At 72.0% G+C, this 24,726-nt stretch carries 22 protein-coding genes; 5 read left to right on the top strand and 17 right to left on the bottom strand.

The annotated features are described in order from the left end of the window. Nucleotides 1-2: 2 nt before the first annotated feature. Nucleotides 3-1,343 carry a two-component system sensor histidine kinase CseC gene (gene cseC / locus ACFYMU_RS29505; RefSeq protein WP_388379523.1) on the top strand — a complete coding sequence of 447 codons (1,341 nt, stop codon included), beginning with the start codon at nt 3-5 and terminating at the stop codon, nt 1,341-1,343. 72 nt (nt 1,344-1,415) lie between these two features. Here the strand turns inward: cseC and ACFYMU_RS29500 are convergent, their stop codons facing one another. From ACFYMU_RS29500 to ACFYMU_RS29490, 3 genes are all read right to left on the bottom strand, one after another. Then, a complete protein-coding gene (locus ACFYMU_RS29500) occupies nt 1,416-1,859 on the bottom strand; it encodes a VOC family protein (RefSeq protein WP_388379605.1) in 444 nt (147 codons plus the stop codon). Between the two features lie 59 nt (nt 1,860-1,918). Continuing rightward, entirely contained in the window at nt 1,919-2,344 is a 426-nt protein-coding gene (locus ACFYMU_RS29495; protein ID WP_388379602.1) for a helix-turn-helix transcriptional regulator, read from the bottom strand. A gap of 163 nt (nt 2,345-2,507) precedes the next feature. Further along, nucleotides 2,508-4,103 (bottom strand): MDR family MFS transporter, encoded by a 1,596-nt coding sequence (locus ACFYMU_RS29490; protein ID WP_388379520.1) that lies wholly within the window; start codon nt 4,101-4,103, stop codon nt 2,508-2,510. Between the two features lie 170 nt (nt 4,104-4,273). On the opposite strand from ACFYMU_RS29490, the gene ACFYMU_RS29485 reads away from it, so the two are divergent. Both ACFYMU_RS29485 and ACFYMU_RS29480 read left to right on the top strand, forming a co-directional pair. After that, a complete protein-coding gene (locus ACFYMU_RS29485) occupies nt 4,274-4,882 on the top strand; it encodes a TetR/AcrR family transcriptional regulator (protein WP_388379517.1) in 609 nt (202 codons plus the stop codon). A gap of 49 nt (nt 4,883-4,931) precedes the next feature. Further along, a complete protein-coding gene (locus ACFYMU_RS29480) occupies nt 4,932-8,045 on the top strand; it encodes an NACHT domain-containing protein (protein ID WP_388379514.1) in 3,114 nt (1,037 codons plus the stop codon). Between the two features lie 73 nt (nt 8,046-8,118). On the opposite strand, the gene ACFYMU_RS29475 is transcribed toward ACFYMU_RS29480, so the two are convergent. Next, entirely contained in the window at nt 8,119-10,644 is a 2,526-nt protein-coding gene (locus ACFYMU_RS29475; RefSeq protein ID WP_388379511.1) for an ATP-dependent Clp protease ATP-binding subunit, read from the bottom strand. A 431-nt stretch (nt 10,645-11,075) separates the two neighbouring features. Between ACFYMU_RS29475 and ACFYMU_RS29470 the strand changes: the two genes are divergently transcribed. Further along, nucleotides 11,076-11,690: an SCO3374 family protein gene (locus ACFYMU_RS29470; RefSeq protein WP_388379509.1), complete on the top strand. Its 615-nt coding sequence runs from the start codon at nt 11,076-11,078 to the stop codon at nt 11,688-11,690. Here the strand turns inward: ACFYMU_RS29470 and ACFYMU_RS29465 are convergent. From ACFYMU_RS29465 to ACFYMU_RS29420, 10 genes are all read right to left on the bottom strand, one after another. Further along, nucleotides 11,669-12,007 carry an Lsr2 family protein gene (locus tag ACFYMU_RS29465; protein ID WP_388379506.1) on the bottom strand — a complete coding sequence of 113 codons (339 nt, stop codon included), beginning with the start codon at nt 12,005-12,007 and terminating at the stop codon, nt 11,669-11,671. The genes ACFYMU_RS29470 and ACFYMU_RS29465 overlap by 22 nt on opposite strands. Nucleotides 12,008-12,259: 252 nt before the next feature. Continuing rightward, nucleotides 12,260-12,793 (bottom strand): amino-acid N-acetyltransferase, encoded by a 534-nt coding sequence (locus tag ACFYMU_RS29460; protein ID WP_388379503.1) that lies wholly within the window; start codon nt 12,791-12,793, stop codon nt 12,260-12,262. A gap of 52 nt (nt 12,794-12,845) precedes the next feature. Continuing rightward, on the bottom strand, nt 12,846-13,355 hold the full coding sequence (locus ACFYMU_RS29455) for a BlaI/MecI/CopY family transcriptional regulator (protein WP_388379500.1): 510 nt from the start codon (nt 13,353-13,355) through the stop codon (nt 12,846-12,848). Nucleotides 13,356-13,546: 191 nt separating this feature from the next. After that, nucleotides 13,547-13,729 carry a hypothetical protein gene (locus tag ACFYMU_RS29450; protein ID WP_388379497.1) on the bottom strand — a complete coding sequence of 61 codons (183 nt, stop codon included), beginning with the start codon at nt 13,727-13,729 and terminating at the stop codon, nt 13,547-13,549. A gap of 180 nt (nt 13,730-13,909) precedes the next feature. Beyond that, nucleotides 13,910-14,569, bottom strand: a complete 660-nt coding sequence (locus tag ACFYMU_RS29445) for a hypothetical protein (protein WP_388379494.1) — start codon at nt 14,567-14,569, stop codon at nt 13,910-13,912. A gap of 139 nt (nt 14,570-14,708) precedes the next feature. Further along, the gene (locus tag ACFYMU_RS29440) at nt 14,709-15,506 is read right to left on the bottom strand and encodes a type III pantothenate kinase (RefSeq protein WP_388379491.1); all 798 of its coding nucleotides are present in this window, start codon (nt 15,504-15,506) and stop codon (nt 14,709-14,711) included. An 8-nt stretch (nt 15,507-15,514) separates the two neighbouring features. Continuing rightward, on the bottom strand, nt 15,515-16,513 hold the full coding sequence (gene nadC / locus ACFYMU_RS29435) for a carboxylating nicotinate-nucleotide diphosphorylase (protein WP_388379488.1): 999 nt from the start codon (nt 16,511-16,513) through the stop codon (nt 15,515-15,517). Further along, the gene (locus ACFYMU_RS29430) at nt 16,510-18,270 is read right to left on the bottom strand and encodes an L-aspartate oxidase (protein WP_388379485.1); all 1,761 of its coding nucleotides are present in this window, start codon (nt 18,268-18,270) and stop codon (nt 16,510-16,512) included. Before ACFYMU_RS29430 ends, nadC begins: the two co-directional genes overlap by 4 nt. Next, nucleotides 18,267-19,307, bottom strand: coding sequence for a pantoate--beta-alanine ligase (gene panC / locus ACFYMU_RS29425; RefSeq protein WP_388379482.1), 1,041 nt, complete (start codon nt 19,305-19,307; stop codon nt 18,267-18,269). The genes ACFYMU_RS29430 and panC overlap by 4 nt, the downstream gene beginning before the upstream one ends. Further along, nucleotides 19,304-20,236, bottom strand: a complete 933-nt coding sequence (locus ACFYMU_RS29420; RefSeq protein WP_388379479.1) for a Rossmann-like and DUF2520 domain-containing protein — start codon at nt 20,234-20,236, stop codon at nt 19,304-19,306. The genes panC and ACFYMU_RS29420 overlap by 4 nt, the downstream gene beginning before the upstream one ends. Before the next feature lie 223 nt (nt 20,237-20,459). Between ACFYMU_RS29420 and ACFYMU_RS29415 the strand changes: the two genes are divergently transcribed. Beyond that, complete coding sequence (locus ACFYMU_RS29415; protein WP_388379476.1) at nt 20,460-21,701, top strand: threonine aldolase family protein; 1,242 nt, start codon at nt 20,460-20,462, stop codon at nt 21,699-21,701. Nucleotides 21,702-21,761: 60 nt separating this feature from the next. Here the strand turns inward: ACFYMU_RS29415 and ACFYMU_RS29410 are convergent, their stop codons facing one another. From ACFYMU_RS29410 to ACFYMU_RS29400, 3 genes are all read right to left on the bottom strand, one after another. After that, complete coding sequence (locus tag ACFYMU_RS29410) at nt 21,762-22,394, bottom strand: AAA family ATPase (RefSeq protein ID WP_388379474.1); 633 nt, start codon at nt 22,392-22,394, stop codon at nt 21,762-21,764. 62 nt (nt 22,395-22,456) lie between these two features. Next, on the bottom strand, nt 22,457-23,128 hold the full coding sequence (locus ACFYMU_RS29405) for a response regulator (protein WP_388379471.1): 672 nt from the start codon (nt 23,126-23,128) through the stop codon (nt 22,457-22,459). An 87-nt stretch (nt 23,129-23,215) separates the two neighbouring features. After that, complete coding sequence (locus tag ACFYMU_RS29400; protein WP_388379468.1) at nt 23,216-24,421, bottom strand: sensor histidine kinase; 1,206 nt, start codon at nt 24,419-24,421, stop codon at nt 23,216-23,218. Between the last annotated feature and the right edge of the window lie 305 nt (nt 24,422-24,726).

Genomic DNA, 24,726 nt, shown 5'->3' with positions numbered 1-24,726 from the left:
GCATGCGGGGGATTCTCGGACGCCTGGTCCCGGACGACGCCATACGCACGGGCCTGCGATGGAAGCTCAGCGCGGCGATCGCGCTGGTCGGAGCGCTGGTCGCGATAGCACTGAGCCTGGTCGTGCACAACGCGGCCCGGGTGTCGATGCTCGACAACTCGCGCGACCTCGCCGTCGAGCGCATCCAGGTGGCCCAGCGGATGTACGAGTCCGGGCGCACCCAGACCCTCGGCGTGAAGGTCGACGACCCGACCATCCCGCGTGACCTGCTGCAGAAGGTCATGGACGGCCGACGCGCCACCTTCGTGTCCGATGGCGCGCACGGCGTGCCGGACATCTGGGCGGCGGTACCGCTCAAGGACGGCAGGGTGCTGTCCCTGCACACCCGTTTCACGGACCGCAGCGCGGATGTGATGAAGGACCTCGACCAGGCACTGGTCATCGGTTCGATCGCGGTCGTGCTCGGCGGCTCGGCGCTCGGCGTGCTGATCGGCGGGCAGCTGTCACGGCGGCTGCGCAAGGCCGCGGCCGCGGCGAACCGGGTCGCCAAGGGCGAGGCGCACGTCCGCGTACGGGACGCGATCGGCGGCGTCGTGCGCGACGAGACCGACGACCTGGCGCGCGCGGTGGACGCGATGGCGGACGCGCTGCAGCAGCGTCTGGAGGCGGAGCGCCGGGTGACGGCGGACATCGCGCACGAGCTGCGCACCCCGGTCACGGGCCTGCTCACGGCGGCGGAACTGCTGCCGCCCGGCCGCCCCACCGAACTGGTGCTGGACCGGGCGAAGGCCATGCGCACGCTGGTGGAGGACGTCCTGGAGGTGGCCCGCCTGGACAGTGCCTCCGAACGGGCGGAGTTGCAGGACCTCCTGCTCGGTGAGTTCGTCACCCGGCGGGTGGCCGCGAAGGACGCGGACGTCGAGGTCCGGGTGATCCACGAGTCGGAGGTCACCACGGACCCGCGCCGCCTGGAGCGGGTGCTGTTCAACCTGCTGGCGAACGCGGCTCGGCACGGCAAGCCGCCGATCGAGGTGTCGGTCGAGGGCCGGGTGATCCGCGTACGGGACCACGGCCCGGGCTTTCCCGAGGAGTTGCTGGCCGACGGTCCGAGCCGTTTCCGCACCGGCAGCTCGGACCGCTCGGGCCACGGCCACGGCCTGGGCCTGACCATCGCGGCCGGCCAGGCCCGGGTGCTGGGCGCGCGGCTGACGTTCCGCAACGTGCGGTCGGCCGGGGCGCCGGAGCATGTGCCGGCCGAGGGCGCGGTCGCGGTGCTGTGGCTGCCGGAGCACGCGCCGACGAACACCGGGAGCTTCCCCATGCTGCCGCTGTCGGGCGGCTGATCCGCGGCAGGGCGTGGAGCAGCGCCCCGAGATCGCATCCTCAGGTGGCGTACCGGACGTACGGCGGGGCGCTCAGGCCCAGTCCTTGTCCAGGTCCAGACCGCCCTCCCGCCGCTGGGTGAAGGAGAACCAGTTGCCGGAGTCGTCGCGGAAGAGCGCCTCGGTGCCGTAGGGGCGCTCCCGCGGCTCCTGGAGGAACTCCACGCCGCGGTCCCTGAGCCTCTTGTAATCCCCGCGGACGTCGTCGGTGACCAGTACGCCGGCGCCGAGGATCCCCTTGGCCACGAGCGTCTTCATCATCTCGGCGGACTCGGGGTCCATGGCGGGCGGGCCGGGCACCATGAGTGTCAGCTCGACGTCGGGCTGGTCCGGGACGCCGACCGTGAGCCAGCGCATGCCGCCCTCACCCATGGTCATGTCGGTGCGGACCTCCAGGCCCAGCTTCTGCGTGTAGAACTCCTTGGCCCGGTCCTGATCGAGGACCCAGACGGTCGTGATGGCGAGCCCCTTGATCATGGCGTTCTCCCTGGTGTGCGGCGGGGTGCGTGCGCTTGCCACGGTAGGCAGCGGGGGCGTCAGCGCGCTTCTCGGGAATTGCTCAGCCGCCCCCGGTCCGTGCCGGACCGGAACCCGCCCGCCCAGAGCATCGCGTAGCACCCGGGGATGAGGGCGGCGCCACGGCCCACATGCCGGGCCCTGTACGCGGTCGGGGTGAGCCCGGTCCAGGACTTGAAGCGCGCCGAGAAGCTACCGAGGCTGCTGAAGCCCACGAGGTGGCAGATCTCGGTCACGGAGAGGTTCGCGGTCCGCAGGAGGTCCTCGGCCCGCTCGATCCGCCGGTGCGTCAGATACTGGCCGGGAGTCTCGCCGTACGCCGCCTTGAAGGCCCGTATGAAGTGGAAGCGGGAGTATCCGGCGTGCGTGGCCACGGCGTCGAGATCGAGTCCCGGGTCCGCCCAGTCCCGGTCCATCGCGTCCTTCGCCAGCCGGAGCTGCCGCATCCTGTCCACGCTCGGATGCTGCCACAGGCCACTGACATCGCATCGCGGCGGACGACCGCGCCCCTTCGTGGACGTACGCGGATGCGCACGGACATCTGCGGACATGAGAAGGCCCCCGGGGCGGACACACCGGGGGCCTCCTTCCGGGCCGGGGCAGTGGGCGTCAGACGGCCTCTGCAACCGTCGGCTGCGCCTCCGCGGCGTCCCCAGCCGCGTCCCCAGCCGCGTCCCCGGCCTGCTTCTGCGGTCCCGCCCCGCGCAGCGGGACCTCCTTCACGAACACCGCGGCCACCAGCGCCGCCACGGCCACCACCGAGCCCAGCAGGAACGCGGAGTGCGTGCCCGCCGACACCGCGTACTGGTACGCCTCACGGACCGCCGCCGGCAGCTTCTGCAGGCTCTTCGCGTCCAGCTGCGCGGACCGCTCGGTCATCTTCGAGCCGAGGGCGCCCGCCCGCTGGGCCATCACGTGCTGCACCCGGTCGTTGAACAGGGCGCCCATGACCGCGACGCCGAAGGACGAGCCCAGCGTCCGTGCGAGGGTCGTGGTCGACGAGGCGACGCCCATGTCCTTCATCTCGACGCTGTTCTGCGCCACCAGCATGGTGATCTGCATCAGACAGCCCATGCCCGCGCCCAGGACGGCCATGTACACACCGGAGGTGAGCCGGCTCGTCCCCGTGTCCATCTGCGCGAGCAGGAAGAGGCCCGCGATCACCAGCACGGTCCCGACCAGCGGGAAGACCTTGTACCGGCCGCTGTTGGTGGTCACCCGTCCCGCGATCATCGACACGACGAGCATCGCGCCGAGCATCGGCAGGAGCAGCAGGCCGGAGTTGGTCGCCGAGGCGCCCTGCACCGACTGCTGGTACAGCGGCAGGAACAGCACCGCGCCGAACATCACGAATCCGGTGATGAAGCCGATCGCCGACATCAGCGAGAAGTTGCGGCTGCGGAAGATGTGCAGCGGCACGATCGGTTCGGCGGCCTTGGTCTGCCAGAACACGAACCCGACGAGCGCGGCGACGCCGATCCCGATCAGCTCCATGATCCGTGCGGAGCTCCAGGCGTACTCGGTCCCGCCCCAGGTGGTGACCAGCACGATCGAGGTGATGCCGACGGTCAGCAGTCCGGCGCCGAGGTAGTCGATCCGGGTCTGGGAGCGCTTCTTCGGCAGGTGCAGCACCGCGCTGACGGCGAGCAGGGCGACTATGCCGAGCGGCAGGTTGATGTAGAACGCCCAGCGCCAGCCCCAGTGGTCGGTGATGGTGCCGCCGACCAGCGGGCCGCCGATCATCGCGAGCGCCATGACGGCGGCCATCATGCCCTGGTACTTGCCGCGCTCCCGCGGCGGGATCAGATCCCCGATGATGGCCATGACGCCGACCATCAGGCCCCCGGCGCCGAGGCCCTGGACGGCGCGGAAGCCGATGAGCTCCCCCATGTTCTGGGCCATGCCGCTGAGCGCCGATCCGATCAGGAAGATCACGATCGAGCTCATGAAGGCGCCCTTGCGGCCGTACATGTCGCCGAGCTTGCCCCACAGCGGGGTGGAGGCCGCGGTCGCCAAGGTGTAGGCGGTCACCACCCATGCGAGGTGCTGGAGGCCGCCGAGTTCGCCGACGATCGTGGGCATCGCGGTGCCCACGATCATGTTGTCCAGCATCGCGAGCAGCATCGCGATCATGAGCGCGAGCAGGACGACCCGCACGCTCCGTGGTTGTTTGCCGGCCTCCGCCGGTGCCGTACCGTCCGCCATGTTCCCACTCCCCTGTGTACCGCGAGCCGGCCCCGGCCACTTACCTGCCGCCCGGCTAGTTGACTACACTGGGGAAAGTAGCCCCGTAACTAGCCGGTCGTCAAGTAAGTTCCGTGGGCTAGCCGGCCGGCCCGGCACACAGGTTTCCCGGGAGTGCGAGGAGTACGAGGATGGGCGGCACCGCCATGGACGGCACCAAGCGGCGGCGACGTGGGGACACCCGCCAGCGCATCCAGGACGTGGCACTCGCCCTCTTCGTCGAGCAGGGCTACGAGAAGACCTCGCTGCGCGAGATCGCCGAGCGCCTGGACGTCACCAAGGCCGCCCTCTACTACCACTTCAAGACCAAGGAAGAGATCCTGGTCAGCATCTTCGAGGACCTGTCCCGTCCCATCGACGAGCTGATCGAGTGGGGCAAGGCCCAGCCGCACACCCTCGAGACCAAGCGCGAGGTGCTGCGCCGCTACGGCGACGCGCTGGCCGGCGCGGCCCCGCTGTTCCGCTTCATGCAGGACAACCAGGCCGCGATCCGCGAACTGAGCATCGGCAACAAGTTCAAGGACCGCATGCTGCACATGCGCGACATCATCAGGGACCCGGACGCGTCCCTCACCGACCAGGTCCGCTGCATCAGCGCGCTGTTCACCCTGCACGCGGGGATGTTCGTCCTCCAGGACATCGAGGGCGACCCCGAGGACAAGCGCAAGGCGGTCCTGGAGGTCGCGATCGACCTGGTCACCCAGGCGCATGCGGATCCGTCACCGACGACGGGCGTGTGATCGTAGGCTCGGCGAGTCGGAAACACCCACCATGCCCTCGGGGGACGACATGGATCCAGCGGTCATAGGCGTCAAGGTGGCCTCGAGCGTGGCCGCCCCGCTCGTGAGGCGGCTCTTCGTCACGGACGGGCCCGGCGCCGGGCTCGTCGAGAAGCCGGTGCGCATCTCGGAGTTCGTCTCCTTCCGCGGCGAGCAGCGCGCCCTCACCGAGAAGCAGCTCACGAAGCTCGCGGCCGACCTGGTCGCACGGGCCGTCGCCGCGGACGGGGAACGCCCGCTGCCCGAGGACGAGACGCCTGCGGTCGTCCTCGCCCTCGCCACCACCCTGCGGGCCCTGGGCGACCTGGACATGACCGATGTGCAGGCCGTGCAGCTGGGTCACGAGGCCCTCGCGCGGCGGCTGCGGGCCGCGAGCGGCGACCCCGACCGCCATCTCTCCCGCGACGCCGGCCTGTTCCACGAGCGCATCCTCGGCATCGCCTGCCTGCACATCCTGCACTTCTTCACCCAGCGCTCCGCCTTCGTCCCCCGCACCCTCGTCGAACAGACCCGCCGGCAGGCCGAACTCATCGCGAAGGTCGACGAGCTCATCGCCCGGACCCCGCCGACCGGGGGCACCGACCCCGCCTTCGAACAGCGCTATCTCGCCCACGTCACCACCAGGCACCGGCATCTGACCATCTACGGCATCGACCTCTTCGACTCCCCGGACCGCTGGCCCCTCGACGCCGCCTACCTCAGCCTCCGGGCGCTGCGCCCCGGCGAGGAGAGCGGCACGGGGATCGCCACCGCCGCCACGACGCTCCCTGCCGACGGGGCCCTCGCCGACCACGACCGGGTCCTGCTGCGCGGGGTCGCCGGCTCCGGCAAGACCACGCTGGTGCAGTGGCTCGCGGTGACGGCGGCCCGCGGGCAGCGCGGCGACCGGATCCCGTTCGTCCTGCCCCTGCGCACCCTCGTACGCCGCCCCGGCGGCCTCCCGGCACCCGACGGATTCCTCGACGCCGTGCGCGTCCCGTTCCACACCACCCAGCCGCCCGGCTGGGCCGACCGCGTCCTCACCGCCGGCCGTGCGCTCCTCCTCGTCGACGGCATCGACGAGATACCCGAGCGCGAGCGGGAACGCACCCGGCGCTGGCTGCGCGACCTGCTCGACGTCTACCCCGGCAACCAGTGGCTGGTGACCTCCCGCCCCTCCGCCGTGCGCGCGGACTGGCTCACCCCGGACGGGTTCGCCGAATTCGCCCTCGCCCCCATGGACCGCGACGACGTCACCGCGTTCATCCGCCGCTGGCACACCGCCGCCCGCGTCGACGCCTCCGACGCCGAGCGCCTCGACGCCTACGAACGCTCGCTCCTGGACGCCGTGGCCACCAAGCCGGACCTCGGCCGCCTCGCCACCAACCCCCTGATGTGCGGCCTGATCTGCGCCCTGCACCGGGACCGGCGGGGGTATCTGCCGCAGGAGAGGCAGGGGTTGTACGAGGCGGCCCTGTCCATGCTCCTCTCGCGCCGGGACCAGGAGCGCGACATGTACCTGCCGCGGGACGGGATCCGTCTCGCGGAACCCCCGCAGATCCAGCTGCTGCAGCGCCTCGCCTACTGGCTGATCCGCAACTACCTGTCGGAGATGGACCGCGAGCGCGCCGAACAGATCATCGCCGATGCCCTGCCGTCCGTTCCGGCGGCCGCCGCGCAGGGCGACGCACCGACGATCCTGCGCCATCTTCTCGTCCGCAGCGGGGTGCTGCGCGAGCCCACCGCGGGCACCGTCGAATTCGTGCACCGCACGTTCCAGGACTACCTGGGCGCCAAGGCCGCGGTCGAGAGCGGCGACTTCGGACTGCTGACCTCGAACGCCGCCGACGAACAGTGGTCGGACGTCGTCCGCATGGCCATCGCGCACGCCCGCCCGCACGAACGCGCCGAGATCCTCGAGCGCCTGGAGTTCCACGCCGCCAGGTCCTCCGCCACGAAGGGCGCCCGCATCCGGCTGCTCGCCTTCGCCGGCCTGGAGCACGCGACCGAACTCGACCCCGGCGTCCGGGCCGCTGTCGAGCGGGCCGCGGCCGGGCTCATCCCGCCGCGCAGGACCGACCAGGCCAGGGCCCTCGCCGAGGTCGGCCCCCTGGTCCTGGAGCTGCTGCCCGGCCCGGAGGGGCTCACGGACGCCGAGGCCCGGGCGGTCGTCGTCACCGCCTCCCTGATCGGCACGGACGCCGCCGTCCCCGTGCTGGCGCGCTTCCGCTCGCATCGCGCGCTGCCCGTGCGGGCGCAGCTGACGTGGACCTGGCACCGGTTCGACACGGAGCGGTACGCGCAGGAGGTGATCGCGCACCTGCCGCCCGAGGATCTCTACTTCACGGCGCAGTCGGCGGCCGAGCTCCGTGCCCTGCGGGCGCTGGGCGGGCGGCCCCGGCTTCAGATCGTCGGCGACATCGCCCCGGCCGACCTCCGCGCGGCGCTTCTGCCCGACCGGCTGAGCGAACTCGTCATCCGCGACAATCGCGCCCTGGAGGATCTGCGTTTCCTGTCGGACCAGCAGAAGCTCACCCGTCTGGACCTCAGCGGCCTCACCCCGCACCTGAGCGACCTGACACCGCTCACCGAGCTGCCGGTCACCTGGCTGTCGCTGGACCGGATGCGCGGCCTGGAACGGCCCGGGGCGCTGGCCCCGCTCGGTGCCTCGGCCACCCTGGACGGGCTCGACATCGGTTTCTGCCTGCACGGCGAGTCCCTGGACGAGGCGCTCCCCGACGGGCTGCCCCTGACCTACCTGCGATTCACCAGGGACGCGCTCCAGCTCACCGGGCTACGCGGTCTGCGGCACCTGCACACCGTGAAGCAGCTGAGTCTCGCCTCGCTTCCCCGAAAGCTCACCCAGCAGGACTTCGAGGAGATCACGGGCCTGCCCGGGCTGGAGGAGTTGCGGATCAACTGGTACGCCACCGGCTGGGAGGCCGGCCCCGTCCTGCCCCGTGTCGCCCACCTCCGCCTGAACCAGTTCACCGGGCAGGAGGACCTGACGAAACTGGCCACGCTCTTCCCCGGAGTGCGCACGGTGGCCCTTCACCTGGCCCCGGAGGCGCCCGACGTGCCCGAGGACGTCCTCGCCCTCCTTCCGGTCCCGCCCGTCGTCGAGCGGACCAGCAGCGTCCTGTGACCACGGCGAAAGGGGCTGCCCCGGGACCGAGGTCCCGGGGCAGCCCCTTTCGTACAGGCTCAGCGCCGAGCGCCTACGCCTCCTTGCTCAGGTTCGGACCGGCGCCGCCGGCCGCCTGCTCGATCGGCGGGACGTCGGGCAGCGCCGACTTCTCCTCGCCGCGGAAGGTGAAGGTCTGGGTGTCGCCCTCGCCCTCCGTCTCGACGACCACGATGTGGCCGGGACGCAGCTCCCCGAAGAGGATCTTCTCGGAGAGCGTGTCCTCGATCTCGCGCTGGATCGTGCGGCGCAGCGGCCGGGCGCCCAGCACCGGGTCGTAGCCCTTCTTCGCCAGCAGCTCCTTCGCGGACTGGGCGAGCTCGATGCCCATGTCCCGGTCCTTCAGGCGCTCGTCCACCTTGGTGATCATCAGGTCGACGATCCGCAGGATGTCCTCCTGCGTCAGCTGCGGGAAGACGACCACGTCGTCGACACGGTTGAGGAACTCGGGCCGGAAGTGCTGCTTCAGCTCGTCCGAGACCTTGTTCTTCATGCGCTCGTAGTTGCTCTTCGTGTCGCCCGCGGCGGCGAAGCCCAGGTTGAATCCCTTGGAGATGTCCCGGGTGCCGAGGTTGGTCGTCATGATGATGACCGTGTTCTTGAAGTCCACGACCCGGCCCTGGGAGTCGGTCAGACGACCGTCCTCCAGGATCTGCAGCAGCGAGTTGAAGATGTCCGGGTGGGCCTTCTCGACCTCGTCGAAGAGGACGACCGAGAACGGCTTGCGGCGGACCTTCTCCGTCAGCTGGCCGCCCTCCTCGTAGCCCACGTATCCGGGCGGGGAACCGAAGAGACGCGACACCGTGTGCTTCTCGCTGAACTCCGACATGTCGAGGGAGATCAGCGCGTCCTCGTCGCCGAACAGGAATTCCGCCAGCGCCTTGGACAGCTCGGTCTTACCGACACCGGACGGGCCGGCGAAGATGAACGAGCCACCCGGACGCTTCGGGTCCTTCAGGCCGGCGCGCGTACGGCGGATCGCCTTCGAGAGCGCCTTGACGGCGTCCACCTGGCCGATGACCCGCTTGTGGAGCTCGTCCTCCATGCGGAGCAGGCGGCTGGACTCCTCCTCGGTCAGCTTGAAGACCGGGATGCCGGTGGCCGTGGCCAGGACCTCGGCGATCAGATCGCCGTCGACCTCGGCGACGACGTCCATGTCGCCGGCCTTCCACTCCTTCTCCCGCTTGGCCTTCGCGGCCAGCAGCTGCTTCTCCTTGTCGCGGAGGGACGCCGCCTTCTCGAAGTCCTGGGAGTCGATCGCGGACTCCTTGTCCCGGCGCACGCCCGCGATCTTCTCGTCGAACTCGCGGAGGTCCGGCGGCGCGGTCATCCGGCGGATGCGCATCCGGGAGCCGGCCTCGTCGATCAGGTCGATCGCCTTGTCCGGCAGGAAGCGGTCGGAGATGTAGCGGTCGGCCAGGGTGGCGGCCTGGACCAGGGCCTCGTCCGTGATGGAGACGCGGTGGTGCGCCTCGTAGCGGTCGCGCAGGCCCTTGAGGATCTCGATGGTGTGCGGCAGGGACGGCTCCGCGACCTGGATCGGCTGGAAGCGGCGCTCCAGGGCCGCGTCCTTCTCCAGGTGCTTGCGGTACTCGTCGAGCGTGGTGGCGCCGATGGTCTGCAGCTCGCCGCGGGCCAGCATCGGCTTCAGGATGGAGGCCGCGTCGATGGCGCCCTCGGCGGCGCCCGCACCGACCAGCGTGTGCAGCTCGTCGATGAACAGGATGATGTCGCCGCGGGTGCGGATCTCCTTGAGCACCTTCTTCAGGCGCTCCTCGAAGTCACCGCGGTAGCGGGAGCCGGCGACCAGCGCACCCAGGTCGAGCGTGTAGAGGTGCTTGTCCTTGAGGGTCTCGGGCACCTCGCCCTTGACGATCGCCTGCGCCAGGCCCTCGACGACCGCCGTCTTGCCGACGCCGGGCTCGCCGATGAGGACCGGGTTGTTCTTGGTGCGGCGGGACAGCACCTGCATGACCCGCTCGATCTCCTTCTCGCGCCCGATCACCGGGTCGAGCTTGGACTCGCGAGCGGCCTGGGTCAGGTTCCGGCCGAACTGGTCCAGGACGAGAGAGGTCGAGGGCGTGCCCTCGGCCGGGCCGCCCGCGGTGGCGGTCTCCTTGCCCTGGTAGCCCGACAGCAGCTGGATGACCTGCTGGCGGACACGGTTGAGGTCTGCGCCCAGCTTGACGAGGACCTGGGCGGCGACGCCCTCGCCCTCGCGGATCAGGCCGAGCAGGATGTGCTCCGTGCCGATGTAGTTGTGGCCCAGCTGAAGGGCCTCGCGGAGCGACAGCTCCAGGACCTTCTTGGCACGGGGGGTGAAGGGGATGTGACCCGAGGGCGCCTGCTGGCCCTGGCCGATGATCTCCTCCACCTGCTGGCGGACCGCCTCGAGCGAAATCCCGAGGCTCTCCAGGGCCTTAGCGGCGACACCCTCACCCTCGTGGATCAGGCCCAGGAGGATGTGCTCGGTGCCGATGTAGTTGTGGTTGAGCATCCGGGCTTCTTCCTGAGCCAGGACGACAACCCGCCGCGCGCGGTCGGTGAACCTCTCGAACATCGTTAATCGCTCCTCAGAGCGGTCAGGCAGTAAGGGGACGCTCCCCTCCCTGTCCTTCCGCAGCTTAGTCCCGCAAGCGGGGACCGCTCATTCCAACTGCCGACACCGTCCTTGGCCTCCTGACCCCGAACGCCGACATCTGCTCCAACCCGATGGTGCGAGACGATGTTCCCGCAGGCCAGGCAGATACCCCACTCGCCAGTACGCCCGTGGCGAACGTGAGACCGCCCTTCCCGCGCGACGCCCCTTCCCACTAGGGATGTCTTACCCGTCCGCACGGACACTCCATGCCGTGCACACCGGTTCCCTCCGCTACGGGCGAACATCCTTGCGCCGCCGAACACCCCCCGCACGCCCCCGCTTCCGGCACTCGATGCGACTGTTCCGCCACACAGCGTAACCTCCGCTCCGCCCCCGCTGTTGCTCCTGGCATGGTCCCCACCGTGCCCCTTCCCCGACGGCCGTCCGTCCCCGGCGACCCGATGCGCCGGTGGTACGAGAACGAGCTGGGCTGGGCGACGGCGCCCGGAGAGCCGGTGCGGCTGCCGACGGGCCTGCGCTTCGACGTGCTGGAGGTGCCCGCGGAGGCCGGTTCGGCCGCCCTGCGGCACCTGGGGCCCGGCTCCCCGGTGGCGCTGTGCGGCGGGCGCATGCGGCTGCTGGTGGCCGCGGGCGGCGCGGAGGAGCTGCCGGGGCTGCTCGACTGGCTGGAGTGGGGCGGCGTGCCCCTGGATCTCACGGCGATCGGAGCGGGCGGGTGCGTCGAGGCGCCGCTGCCGCCGGGGTGGGGTACGGTGCCTCCCGGCCCGGCCGGCACCCCGGGATTCCGGCCGCTTCCCCTGAGCCGGACCGTCTCGCAGGGGGCCGCCGTCTGGCTGCGGCCCCCCGAGCCGGGGTGCGAGGTCGAACCGCTGCTGCCGACGCTGTCGGCCTTGGGGGGCGGTGGGGGCGCCCCCGATCTGGTACGGCTGGTCGACACGATGGCAACACAGTGCCACCGCGTCCGGCTGCGGCGCGCGTCCGCTCAGCCGTTCGCCTTCTCGTAGGCCTCGCGGATGGTCGCGGGGACACGGCCGCGGTCGTTGACCTCGTAACCGTTCTCCTTCGCCCAGGCGCGGATCTGCGCGGTGTCCTGGCCGCCTCCGGAAGCGGCGGCGCGGGCCTTGCCACGACCGCCGGCCGCACGGCCTCCCGTACGACGACCGCCCTTCACATAGGGCTCGAGAAGGCCACGGAGCTTGTCCGCGTTCGCGGTCGTGAGATCGATCTCATACGTCTTGCCGTCCAGCGCGAACGTCACGGTCTCGTCCGCCTCGCCACCGTCGAGGTCGTCGACAAGAAGGACCTGAACCTTCTGTGCCACCGGATTTCCTTTCATCCATAACTTCAGGGCCGAGGGTCCGCGGCCTGTGCCGCTTGTTTCGCGTCCCCTGTTATATGCAGTACTGCAGTACGTCGGAAAGCAAACCGCTTTTGCTGGAAAAACACAAACCCCCCGGGAGAGACTGACGGGCGGCCGAGAGACCAGAAACATGCGCGTTTCGGACATAGGGAACGTGGGCACCGGTCTCCGGTGTGAAGCGCGGCCGAATAGTCCCGGACGATCCCTTGACGATCACAGATGCAGAAGCATCCGGCTGTTGCCCAAGGTGTTCGGTTTCACTCGTTCGAGACCGAGGAACTCCGCCACGCCCTCGTCATAGGAACGCATCAGCTCGGCGTAGACATCGGTGTCCACCGGCGTCTCGCCGATCTCGACGAAGCCGTGCTTCCCGAAGAAGTCCACTTCGAAGGTCAGGCAGAAAACCCGGCGAACACCGAGCCAGCGGGCGGTCTGCAGCAACTTCTCCAGCAACTGGTGCCCGACGCCGAGGCCCCTGGCCTCGGGCGCCACCGCGAGAGTGCGGACTTCCGCCAGGTCTTCCCACATGACGTGCAGGGCACCGCAGCCCATGACAGCGCCGTTGTCGTCACGTTCCGCCACCCAGAACTCCTGGATGTCCTCGTAAAGCGTGACCGTCGCTTTGTCGAGCAGGATGCCGCGCCGGACGTAGGCGTCGAGGAGGCGGCGCACCGCCGGGACATCGCTCGTCCTGGCCCGTCGGACTGTGATGGCTTTTGCGGTGGCTTCGGGGCTCTCTGCTGGCATGAGCGGACGCTATCGCCCGGGGCCGCCCCCGGCCGAGGCGGGGTTCTTCTCGTCAGACATCTCCGCGGGCTTCTCCCCCCGCCTTCGGCCCGGGCTTCTCGGCGCTGTTCCCGCCCGGACGATCAGGGGGTGCGGAGGATTCGGGGGATTCGGCACCGGGCAGGATCGCCGTTTCGGCCCGTCCGGGCCGCCGGCCGCTCTCGGGACCTTGCACGACGCGCATGGCGTCCTGCAGCGCCTGCCGCTGTTCGTCGCTCATCATCCCGAAGAAGGCGACGAGCGCGGCGGCCGGGTTGTCGCTCTGCGACCAGGCTTCGTTCATCAGCGCGGCCGCGTAGGCGGCGCGGGTGGAGACGGCCTCATATCGATAGGCCCGGCCTTCCGCCTCCCGGCGGACCCAGCCCTTCTGGTGGAGATTGTCCAGGACGGTCATCACCGTCGTGTACGCGATGGACCGCTCCTGCTGAAGATCTTCGAGGACTTCTCGAACGGTCACCGGGCGGTTCCACTTCCACACCCGCGTCATGACCGCGTCTTCGAGTTCTCCCAATGGGCGAGGCACACCCAGCAGAATAGTGCGAGATGTAGCCGATAACCCAACAGACAGGCCCTTGGGCGGCGAATAGCGACAAAAAGGGCGTACGCCGCGAAAAGCTCACCGATCGTACGGCGAGGCGGCACACGGGAACCCGCGGACGGCAGGGCGTCGGGGCGCCGTCGAGTGCGGCCGGGCGGCGCGAGGCGGCCCCGAGGTCAGCCCTCGGCGTCCTTGGCGGTCGGGCGGGCGGCACCCTCCGGGCCGGCGAGGACGGCGTCGACGACCGCGTCCTCCTTGGCCTTGTTGGCGCCGCCCTGGGTCTTCACGATCACCCTGATCAGCCCGACGAAGAACACCGCCATGACGACCGGGGGCAGGAGTGCGGAGACGTAGTCCATGCGTCCAGAGTAGCCAGGGCCCGCCCGGCGGATCCCGGTCGGGTGGGCCTCACCGGATGGAGGAGGGTAGGGCGTGTACGGCGCGTACGGCGCGTACGGCGCGTACGGCAGATCCGGCACCCACGGCAGGTACGGGGCGTACCGCGGGTGCGGCGGCGCGGCGGCCGGGCGGCGGCTCGGTCAGCCCGCGGCCAGCCGCTGCCGGGAGCGCGAGGCCGGAGGGCCCGGTTTGCGCTTGGGCGGGAAGACCTCGCCCGGGGTCGGGATGGGGCGCGAGGGCCGTGGGCTCTGCGGCTCAGGGCGGGGGGCGGGCTTCTGCGGCTCGCCCTCCGGCTTGGCGGCCGGTTTGCGGGCCGGCTTCTCGGTGGGGTTCTCCGCACCCGCACGACCGCCCGGCAGCGCCGTGAGACGGGTCCGGGAGGCGGGGATCGCGGCCACCCGGGAGACGAGACGAGGGCGCGCGTCACGTGCGGCGAGGGCACGGCACCGGTGGAGCAGGGTGGCGGCGGCCGGGGTGCCGCACAGGCCGCGCAGCGCGGTGAGGTCGTCCGCGGTGGGGCGGTGACCGGCGCTCAGGGCGTCCTCCAGGAGGGCCAGGTAGCCGCTGGCGGCACCGGGAAGCGCGGCCCGGTAGCGGGCGAGGTCGGACAGCAGGAAGGCCCTCAGGCGGGCGCCCTCGCGCATCGCCTCGTCGACGGACTCGGCTAGGCGGAGGCAGTCCTGGACGTCCTCGGCGGAGGCGGTACGGGGCTGGAGGGCGAGGGCGAGGGCGCGGCGGAGCACATGCAGCTCCTCCGCACCGAACGCCAGACCGCCGCGGGATCCGTGTGGCGTGGGCATGCGGTGACGCTACCGCTAATCGGACAAAACCGGCATACCAGGGTGTCGTGTCGCTTCCGGGTTCCCTCACCTGGACGCGACGTGCGCCTTTTCGCCATTGGAGTGTCGGGCCGGCGCCGGCCGCGCCGGCGGACGCCCGTCACATCCGCGACGCGTTGCGCTCGTAGACCAGCCGCAGACCGATCAGGGTCAGCCACGGCTCGTGTTCGTCGATCGCGGTGGACTCGCCCAGGACCATCGGGGCAAGACCGCCCGTCGCGATGACCGTCACGTCGTCCGGGTCGTCGGCCAGCTCGCGGGCCATGCGCCCGACCACTCCGTCCACCTGGCCCGCGAAGCCGTACACGATGCCCGCCTGCATCGCCTCGACCGTGTTCTTGCCGATCACGGCGCGCGGACGGGCCAGCTCGATCTTGCGGAGCTGGGCGCCGCGGACACCGAGGGCCTCAACCGAGATCTCGATGCCGGGGGCGATCACACCGCCCGCGTACTCGCCGCGCGCCGAGACCGCGTCGAAGGTCGTCGCCGTGCCGAAGTCCACGACGATGGCGGGGCCCCCGTAGAGCTCGACCGCCGCCACCGCGTTGATGATGCGGTCGGCGCCGACCTCCTTCGGGTTGTCCATCAGGATGGGGACGCCCGTCTTGATGCCGGGCTCCACCAGGACCGCGGGGACGTCGCCGTAGTAGCGGCGGGTGACCTCGCGCAGCTCGTGCAGGACGGAGGGGACCGTCGAGCAGATGGAGATGCCGTCGATGCCGTCGCCCAGTTCCTCGCCGAGCAGCGGATGCATGCCCATCAGGCCCTGAAGGAGCACCGCCATCTCGTCCGCCGTGCGGCGCGCGTCCGTGGAGATGCGCCAGTGCTCGACGATCTCTTCGCCGTCGAACAGGCCGAGGACGGTGTGCGTGTTGCCTACGTCGATGGTCAGCAGCATGGCTCTACCTACTCCGCCGCTCGCAGGTCCAGGCCGATGTCCAGGATCGGCGAGGAGTGCGTCAGCGCCCCGACCGCCAGGAAGTCGACGCCGGTGTCCGCGTACGCCTTCGCGTTCTGGAGGGTCAGTCGGCCCGATGCCTCCAGGAGGGCGCGGCCGCCGACGACGGCCACCGCCTCCTCGCACTCGCCCGGCGTGAAGTTGTCCAGCAGGATCAGGTCCGCGCCCGCGTCGACCACCTCGCGCAGCTGGTGCAGGGTGTCCACCTCGACCTCGATCGGCACGTCCGGGAACATCTCGCGGACCGCGGTGAACGCCTGCGCCACACCGCCGGCCGACACGACGTGGTTGTCCTTCACCAGCGCCGCGTCCGACAGGGACATGCGGTGGTTGACGCCGCCCCCGCAGCGGACCGCGAACTTCTCCAGGGACCGCAGGCCCGGCGTCGTCTTGCGGGTGTCCCGTACCCGCGCCGTGGTGCCCTCCAGGACGTCGGCCCACGCGCGCGTGGCGGTCGCGATGCCGGACAGGCGGCACAGGAGGTTCAGCGCGCTGCGCTCCGCGGTGAGCAGGTCGCGGGTGCGGGTCGTCACGGTCAGGAGCTTCTGGCCCGCCTCGACCCGGTCGCCGTCCTCCACGTGGCGCTCGACCTCGAACTCGTCCGTGCAGACCACCGAGACGACCGCCTCGGCGACCCTGAGGCCCGCCACCACGCCGGACTCGCGCGCGACGAAGTCGCCGGTCGCGACCGCGTCCTCGGGGATCGTCGCGACCGTGGTCACGTCCACGCCGTGGGCCAGGTCCTCCTGGACGGCGACGTTGGCGATGTCCTCGACCTCCACCGGGTCGAGCCCCGCGTCGGCCAGGAGCTGGGCGAGCGCGGGATCGAGCCCGCACTCCATGTACTCGTCGTACTCGTCGGAGGCGCCCTCGGCCCCACAGGCACAGCCGTCGCCGCAGCCGCCGCCGGGGACGAGGGGAAGGTCGGGGGTGGTCACGTCTGTCACTGCTCCTGAGGACGCTGGGGCACGGGGGACCGGCCCGCTCGGGCGGGGCCGGGGTCGTGGGGGACGGTAGGGGGGAAGTCTGCGGTGTCGGTGGTGCGGACGGCCAGCGTCCGGTCCGGATTCAGCCGTACGACGATGTGGCGGCGCCAGGCGGTGTCGTCGCGCCCCGCGTGGTCCTCGCGCCAGTGGCAGCCGCGGGTCTCCTCGCGCAGCAGCGCGGCGGCCACCAGCACCCGGGCCACGCACAGCAGGTTGGTGCTCTCCCAGGTGTCGACGCCGGGCTCGGAGGTCTTGCCGTTCTCGGCGAGCGCGTCACGGGCGTCCCTGTGCAGCCGCTGGAGGCGGTCCGCCGCCTCCTGGAGCGAGGCCGCCGACCGGAGGACTCCGGCGCCGTCCGCCATGATCCGCTGGATGGTGAACCGGTCCTCGGGGGCGAGCAGCGGGTGCTCGGGCCTCTCGGGGTCCGGGACGGGCCGGGGCGGGCGCGCGGGCAGACCGCCCTCCGCCCGGCCGTGCGCGATGTCGGCGGCGATGCGCTCGGCGTAGACCAGGCCCTCCAGGAGGGAGTTGGAGGCGAGCCGGTTGGCCCCGTGGACGCCCGTGCAGGCGACCTCGCCGCACGCGTACAGGCCCGGCACGGTGGTCCGGCCGTGGGAGTCGGTGCGCACGCCCCCGGAGGCGTAGTGGGCGGCGGGGGCCACCGGGATCGGCTCGGTGACCGGGTCGATGCCGTTGGCGCGGCAGGCGGCGAGGATCGTGGGGAAGCGGTGCTCCCACATGTCGGCGCCGAAGTGGCGGGCGTCCAGGAACATGTGCTCGGCGCCCTGCTCCTGCATGCGGCGCATGATGCCCTTGGCGACGACGTCCCGGGGCGCCAGCTCGGCCAGTTCGTGCTGCCCGACCATGAAGCGCACGCCGTCCCCGTCCACCAGGTGGGCGCCCTCCCCGCGCACCGCCTCGGACACCAGGGGCTGCTGGCCCTCGGCGTCCGGGCCGAGGAACAGCACCGTCGGGTGGAACTGCACGAACTCCAGGTCGCTGACCTCGGCACCGGCGCGCAGGGCGAGGGCCACGCCGTCGCCGGTGGACACCGACGGGTTGGTGGTCGCGGAGAAGACCTGGCCCATGCCGCCGGTGGCGAGGACCACGGCGGGCGCGTGCACGGCACCCACGCCGTCGTGCTGGCCCTCGCCCATGACGTGCAGGGTGACGCCCGCGGTGCGGCCGTCGGCGTCCGTGAGCAGGTCCAGGACCAGCGCGTTCTCGATCGTGCGCACGCCACGCGCGCGTACCGCCGCCACGAGCGCCCGCGAGATCTCGGCGCCGGTCGCGTCGCCGCCGGCGTGCGCGATGCGGCGGCGGTGATGACCGCCCTCGCGGGTGAGCTCGATGCCGCCCTCGTCGTCGGTGTCGAACTGCGCCCCGGTGGAGATGAGCCGGCGCACGGCGTCGGGGCCCTCGGTGACCAGGATGCGTACGGCCTCCTCGTCGCACAGGCCGGCCCCCGCCACCAGGGTGTCGTCCAGGTGCTGCGCGGGGCTGTCGCCCTCTCCCAGGGCCGCCGCGATACCGCCCTGCGCCCACCGGGTGGAGCCGTCGTCCAGGCGGGCCTTGGTGACCACGGCCGTCTTCAGGCCGGCGGCCTCGCAGCGCAGGGCCGCGGTGAGACCGGCCACCCCGGAGCCGACGACCACGACGTCCGCGGCGATGGACCACCCTGGGGCGGGCGCGTGCAGTCGTATGCCTGTGCTGGTCACGAGGCGGCTCCGTAGGGGTCGACGGGTTCGGGGGCTCCGAAGAAGAGGGGGATGTTGTCGATCAGCCGGGTGGTGCCCACCCGGGCGGCGACGGCCAGGACCGCCTCGCCGGAGAAGTCGTCGGGGATCTCGGTGAAGTCGGCGGGATCGACCAGGGCCAGGTAGTCCAGGGCCAGCGGAGGGTCCAGGTGGGCGGCCTCGTCGAGGACGAGACGGGCGGCGGCGCGGACGGCGGCGGGACCACCGGGGGCGGCCTGCGCGACCGCGTGCGCGTCGGCGGCGGCGCGCGACTCCCCTATGGCGCTGAGCGCCTCGGCGCGCGCGTGGGTGGAGGGCACCTCGCGGGCACGCGCGCGCAGGGCCTCCTGGGCGGCGTGCCGGTCGCGGCCCGCGAACAGGGCGCGGGAGAGGGCGAGCGCGGTGTGCCGTTCGTCGGGTGACAGATAGCGGTTGCGGCTGGAGAGGGCCAGACCGTCGTCCTCGCGCACGGTGGGCACGCCGACGACCTCCACCGCGAAGTTCAGGTCGTGCACCATCCGGCGGATCAGGGCCAGTTGCTGGGCGTCCTTCTGCCCGAACAGCGCCACGTCGGGGCGGGTGAGGTGCAGCAGCTTGCCGACCACGGTGAGCATGCCGTCGAAGTGACCGGGGCGGAAGGCCCCTTCGAGGCGCTCGCCCATGGGGCCCGCGGAGATCCGCACCTGGGGTTCGCCGCCCGGGTAGACCTCGTCGGCGGACGGGGCGAACACGACGTCCGCGCCGGCCTGGCCGGCGACCTTCAGGTCGGCCTCCAGGGTGCGCGGATAGCGGTCGAGGTCCTCGCCCCGGCCGAACTGCAGCGGGTTCACGAAGACGGTGGTGATCACGAAACCCTGGGCGCCGACGTGTCTGCGGGCCGCCCTGATCAGGGTGGCGTGGCCCTCGTGCAGGGCTCCCATGGTCATGACGACGGCGGTGCGTCCCGGCACCGCGAGACGGTCCTGCGCATGCCGCAGGTCCTCCGCGGTGGGGACCAGCCCGCCCGGGCGGCCGCTCATCGTTCTTCCCCGTTCTCCGGCAGATCGGTGCCACCTGCGAGTACCCCCAGGAGGTCCTCGGCCAGCTCCGGCTTGAGCAGCCCGTGGGCCAGGGCCCGGTCGGCGGTCGCGCGGGCCATCGCCAGATAGCCGGCAACGGTCTGCGGGGCGTGCCTGCGCAGCTCGGTGACGTGCGCGGCGACCGTGCCCGCGTCCCCGCGCGCCACGGGGCCGGTCAGGGCGGCGTCCCCGGAGCGAAGGGCATTGTCGAGGGCGGCGCCGAGCAGCGGGCCGAGCATGCGGTCGGGAGCCTCGATCCCCGCCGTGCGCAGCAGCTCCATGGACTCGGCGACCAGGGTGACCAGGTGGTTGGCGCCGAGGGCGAGGGCCGCGTGGTAGAGCGGGCGCATCTCCTCGGCGATCCACTCGGGCTCGCCGCCCATCTCGATCACCAGGGCCTCGGCGGCCAGCCGCAGCTCCTCGGGCGCGGTGACCCCGAAGGAGCACCCGGCCAGGCGCTGCACGTCCACCGGGGTCCCGGTGAAGGTCATCGCGGGGTGCAGGGCGAGCGGCAGGGCCCCCGCGCGCAGGGCGGGACCGAGCACCTTCGTGCCGTAGCGCCCCGAGGTGTGCACGAGGAGCTGTCCGGGACGCACGGCACCGGTCTCGGCGAGCCCCTGGACGAGGCCCGGCAGCGCGTCGTCGGGAACGGTCAGGAGGACCAGCTCGGCGCGCTCCAGGACCTCCGAGGGCGCGACGACGGGCACGTCCGGGAGCATCAGCGCGGCCCGCCGCCGGGAGGCGTCGGAGACCCCGGACGCCGCGACGGGGCGGTGTCCGGCCAGTTGCAGGGACGCGGCGAGGGCGGGCCCTACCCGGCCGGCCCCGACGACGCCCACGGTGAGCCGCGCGGGGCGGTCCTTGGCGTCTGGCTGTTGGACTGTACTCACTCGACCGTGGCCTTCCCGTTCCAGTCCGCTCTGGGTACCGGACGATTTCTCGTCATGTTAACGCGATCGGTTCGCGGGCCGACCCGTTGTCCACAGGCTGTGGGTTTCCACACGTCGCCCGGAAGGCGAAAAGGGGGTGCCGGGCGGTGCGGGCCCGCGGGATGATCCGGGCGGCGGGGCCCGGGTGCGGACGGCGACGGGCGGGGACGGCGAAGGGGACAGGGTGGGAGCGGCGGAGCGGGACGAGGAGCGGCGGGCGGCGGCAGCGGACGGGGAGCGGCCGGCCGGCTCCCCTGACGAGGAGCACGGGGCCGGCTCCCCGGACGAGGAGCGGCGCCAGCGGAGGGCGCGCCGCATCGCGGCCCACCGCCGCGCGGAGCACGTCCTGGCGCGCCCCGGCTTCCTCCAGACGCTGCGGGAGCGGCTGGCCCTGCTGGAGGGCGCACGGGACCTGTACGACCTGGACGAGACCGTGGACATGTACGGGACGGGGATCGTCGAGGCGCTGGAGCAGCGGGTGGCCGGGCTGCTCGGCAAGGAGGCCGCCGCCTTCTTCCCCACCGGCACGATGGCCCAGCAGATCGCCCTGCGCTGCTGGGCCGCCCGCACGGGCGACCCGACGGTGGCCCTGCACGCGCTCGCCCACCCCGAGGTGCACGAGCGCAACGCGTTGCGTGAGGTCGGCGGGCTGCGCCCGGTACGGCTGACGGGTGAACCCCGGCTGCCGACCGCCGCCGAGGTGCGCGACTTCGAGGAGCCGTTCGGCGCGCTGATGCTCGAACTGCCCCTCAGGGACGCGGGGTTCGTCCTGCCCTCCTTCGAGGAGCTGACCGAGGTCGTCGAGGCCGCGCGGGAGCGCGACGCGGTGGTGCACTTCGACGGCGCGCGCCTGTGGGAGACGACGGTCCACTTCGGCCGCCCCCTGGAGGAGATCGCGGACCTCGCGGACAGCGTCTACGTGTCGTTCTACAAGTCCCTCGACGGCTACGGCGGTGCGGCACTGGCGGGTCCCAGGACACTGGTCGAGCAGGCGAAGACCTGGCGGCACCGCTACGGGGGCCTGATCCTCCAGCAGTTCCCGACGGTGCTGTCGGCCCTCGCCGGCCTGGAGCGGGAGCTGCCCCTGCTGCCGGATTACGTGCGTCACGCGCGCGTGGTCGCCGCGGCGCTGCGTGAGGGCTTCGCGGCGGCGGGGGTGCCGTGGGCGCGCGTCCATCCCGGGCAGCCGCACACCCATGACTTCCAGGTCTGGCTGCCGTACGACGCCGACGTCCTCTCGGAGGCGGCGATCCGCCAGGCCGAGGAGACCGGGACCCTCCTGTTCGCCAACCCGTGGGACCACCGCGGCCCCGAGCTGGCCTTCACCGAGGTCTACGTACGGGCCGACGGGCTGGCCTGGACGGCGGACGACGTGAGGACGGCGGTGGCCCGGTTCGCGGGGCGGCTCCCGGTCGCCGGTGCCTAGTGCCCCGGCAGGCAACGTTGCCGGTGGCACGGTGCAGCCGTCAGGGGCCGTCGGCGGCGGTCAGTCGAAGCGGATGTGCCGGAGCCCGACCCGGGTCTGCCGCAGCCGGGTGCGCAGGGCGCCCTCCGTGTTGGGCCTGAGCGTCAGCCCGGCGAGCACCGCGATCCGGTCCGCCGTCTTGGGCACCGTCGTGCGGTCCGTCCACAGGTGCTCGGCGAACTCGGGCTCGCGCAGCCGCTCCAGACAGTCGTCGAGCTGCTGGACCGCCCAGCTGTCACCGGGTGCGGGGGTGCCCTTCCCGGCGATGGGCCGGAGGACGTGTCCGAGGCCGCGCTCGCGCAGCCGTCTCAGGACGGTCTCGCGCTCCGCGAGCAGCGCGAAGTGACGGACGTCGTGGCCCAGTTCGCGCAGCCGGCCGACCGTCTCGGAGAAGCAGTCCGGATCGGTGACCGTCATGGGGACGACGACCACGCCGTCGTGCTCCGCCAGCGCGAGATCGAGGACCTCGACCACGCCCTTCCGCCAGGACGCCAGGTCCCGGAAGTCCCCGCGCAGTCCGGGCGGCATCATGCGGCGCAGCCCGAAGCCGGCGTGCTCGGGATCGCAGATGACGCTGCCGGGCAGCCGCCGCTGGATCTCGTGTGCGGTCTGTGTCTTGCCGCCCCCGAAAGGGCCGTTGATCCACAGGAGCATGCGCAGACCCTAGTGGGCGCCGGTCACACGACGGTCACGCGCGCGGACCCGGCGGTGCCGGTTCAGCCGTGCCCGCCCGCCCGTACCAGACCGGTCTCGTAGGCGAGGACGACCACCTGCACCCGGTCCCTGAGACCCAGCTTCGTCAGGATGCGGCCGACATGGGTCTTCACGGTCGCCTCGGACAGCACCAGCCGGGCCGCGATCTCTCCGTTGGACAGGCCCTGCGCGACCAGCACCATGACCTCGCGCTCGCGGTCGGTGAGCCGTTCCAGATCCTTGTGCCGCGGCGTCGTGGCGCCGCCCGGCAGCATCGGCGCGAAACGGTCGAGCAGACGGCGGGTGGTGGAGGGCGCGACCACCGCGTCACCGCTGTGCACCGAGCGGATGGCGGCCAGCAGCTCGCCCGGCGGCACGTCCTTGAGCATGAAGCCGGAGGCGCCCGCCTTCAGCCCGGAGAAGGCGTACTCGTCGAGGTCGAAGGTGGTCAGGATCAGCACCTTCGGGGAGTCCGGTTCCGCGCAGATGCGCCGGGTGGTCTCCACGCCGTCGAGCTTCGGCATGCGGACGTCCATGAGGACCACGTCGACCTCGGTGGTGCGCAGCACCTGGAGCGCCTCGACACCGTCGCCCGCCTCCGCGACGACCTCCATGTCCGGCTGGGCGGCGAGCACCATCCCGAACCCGGTGCGCAGCAGCACCTGGTCGTCGACGAGCATCACGCGGATCGGCATGGCGGGGGTCCTCCGGTCGGGCTTCGGTCGGTGGGCGGGGTCGTGGGGCGGGCGGGCGGTCACGGCGGTCGGTCGTGGGTGCATCGGTCAGTGGGCCGGCTTCAGCGGCAGCAGGGCGCTGATGCGGAAGCCTCCGCCGGGGCGGGGGCCCGCGTCCAGGGTGCCGCCGACCATGCCGACACGTTCCCGCATGCCGATCAGCCCGTGACCCCGGCCGTCGGCGCCGCCCTCCTCGTACAGCTCGTGCGGGGCACCCTTGCCGTCGTCCTCGACGAGCAGCCCGAGTCCGTCGTCGAAGTACACCAGGCGCACGCTGGCTCCCGCGTTGGGGCCCCCGTGCTTGCGGGTGTTGGTGAGGGCCTCCTGGACGATCCGGTACGCCGTCAGCTCGACACCGCTGGGCAGCGGGCGCGGGGTGCCCTCCACCTTGAAGTCGACCGGCAGGCCCGAGCTGCGGCACTGCTCGACGAGTTCGTCGATCTGCTCGACGTCGGGCTGCGGGACGTACTCGCCGGCCTCCGTGTGCTCGCCGGTGCGCAGCACACCGAGCAGGCGGCGCATCTCGGCGAGGGCCTGGCGGCCGGTCCCGGAGATCGTCTCCAGCGCCTTCTTCGCCTGGTCGGGGGCGGTGTCGAGGACGTATGCGGCGCCGTCCGCCTGCACCACCATCACCGAGACGTTGTGCGCGACGACATCGTGCAGCTCACGGGCGATACGGGCGCGCTCGGCGGCGACCGCGACCTTGGACTGCGCCTCGCGTTCCTTCTCCAGGCGGGCGGCGCGCTCCTCCAGCTGGGCGAGGTAGGCGCGGCGCGTGCGCAGGGAGTCGCCGAGGACCCAGGCCAGGGCGAACGGCACGGTCTGGAACAGCGCGACCGCGACGTTGCCCAACGGGTTCGCCTCTGCGGCCGGCCAGCGGATCTGCGCCAGGGTGCCCGCGCACAGGCCGCCGATCAGGCCGGCGCGCGAGGCCCAGCGGGCTCCGTCCGCGGCGACCGTGTAGATGATCACCAGCAGGGCGAAGTCCGCGACCAGGGGCTCCTCGTCGAGGATCAGCTGTGCCAGTCCCATCGCGACGGCCACCAGGAGCATCGTCTCGGGCATGCGGCGGCGCAGCGCGACGACCAGGGACAGGACCACGGAGACCGCGAGCCCCACGGGGAGCGATCCGTGATGGTCCGGCGCCCTGTTGATGTTCGTCAGGCTCACGCAGGTGAGCCCGAACAGGACGACGGCCCAGAAGCCGTCGAACCACGTGGGATGCCTGCGGAGGAAATCATAGAGGCGCTGCACGTAACCCAATGTAGGGAAGCGTGCAGCGTGCAGGGGTCAACCGGAGGGCCGATCCGGGGCGGGCGGACGTACTCCGCAAGGTGGATGCTCCGTGATCCCGCACGGTCGGGGCCGCGCCGGACGGCGTCGTGCCTCGGGCGCCGGAGCCCGGCGCAGGCCCACCGCGCTCGCGCACGGCGGCGGCCGGGGGCGCACGGCGCGGGCGCGGGTCGCACGGCCGCGTCCGCGCCGCCCACCTGCGGTGCGTCGCCGTTCCGCCCCGCGCGGCCCGGGCCCGTGGTCGTACTCCGTGCCCCTGGCCGTAC

Origin of the sequence: Streptomyces sp. NPDC007264 (assembly GCF_042869095.1) — a bacterium.
Lineage (GTDB): Bacteria > Actinomycetota > Actinomycetes > Streptomycetales > Streptomycetaceae > Streptomyces.
This window is presented reverse-complemented; position numbering and strand designations above follow the sequence as displayed.

Bases quoted from the DNA above. Each gene is read 5' to 3' on its own strand.
- ACFYMU_RS29500 (WP_388379605.1), bottom strand. From the start codon at position 1,859: ATGATCAAGGGGCTCGCCATCACGACCGTCTGGGTCCTCGATCAGGAC.
- ACFYMU_RS29495 (WP_388379602.1), bottom strand. From the start codon at position 2,344: ATGCGGCAGCTCCGGCTGGCGAAGGACGCGATGGACCGGGACTGGGCG.
- ACFYMU_RS29490 (WP_388379520.1), bottom strand. From the start codon at position 4,103: ATGGCGGACGGTACGGCACCGGCGGAGGCCGGCAAACAACCACGGAGC.
- ACFYMU_RS29450 (WP_388379497.1), bottom strand. From the start codon at position 13,729: ATGGACTACGTCTCCGCACTCCTGCCCCCGGTCGTCATGGCGGTGTTC.
- cseC (WP_388379523.1), top strand. From the start codon at position 3: ATGCGGGGGATTCTCGGACGCCTGGTCCCGGACGACGCCATACGCACG.
- ACFYMU_RS29445 (WP_388379494.1), bottom strand. From the start codon at position 14,569: ATGCCCACGCCACACGGATCCCGCGGCGGTCTGGCGTTCGGTGCGGAG.
- ACFYMU_RS29460 (WP_388379503.1), bottom strand. From the start codon at position 12,793: ATGCCAGCAGAGAGCCCCGAAGCCACCGCAAAAGCCATCACAGTCCGA.
- ACFYMU_RS29475 (WP_388379511.1), bottom strand. From the start codon at position 10,644: ATGTTCGAGAGGTTCACCGACCGCGCGCGGCGGGTTGTCGTCCTGGCT.
- ACFYMU_RS29470 (WP_388379509.1), top strand. From the start codon at position 11,076: ATGGTCCCCACCGTGCCCCTTCCCCGACGGCCGTCCGTCCCCGGCGAC.
- ACFYMU_RS29485 (WP_388379517.1), top strand. From the start codon at position 4,274: ATGGGCGGCACCGCCATGGACGGCACCAAGCGGCGGCGACGTGGGGAC.
- ACFYMU_RS29440 (WP_388379491.1), bottom strand. From the start codon at position 15,506: ATGCTGCTGACCATCGACGTAGGCAACACGCACACCGTCCTCGGCCTG.
- ACFYMU_RS29405 (WP_388379471.1), bottom strand. From the start codon at position 23,128: ATGCCGATCCGCGTGATGCTCGTCGACGACCAGGTGCTGCTGCGCACC.
- ACFYMU_RS29480 (WP_388379514.1), top strand. From the start codon at position 4,932: ATGGATCCAGCGGTCATAGGCGTCAAGGTGGCCTCGAGCGTGGCCGCC.
- ACFYMU_RS29410 (WP_388379474.1), bottom strand. From the start codon at position 22,394: ATGCTCCTGTGGATCAACGGCCCTTTCGGGGGCGGCAAGACACAGACC.
- panC (WP_388379482.1), bottom strand. From the start codon at position 19,307: ATGAGCGGCCGCCCGGGCGGGCTGGTCCCCACCGCGGAGGACCTGCGG.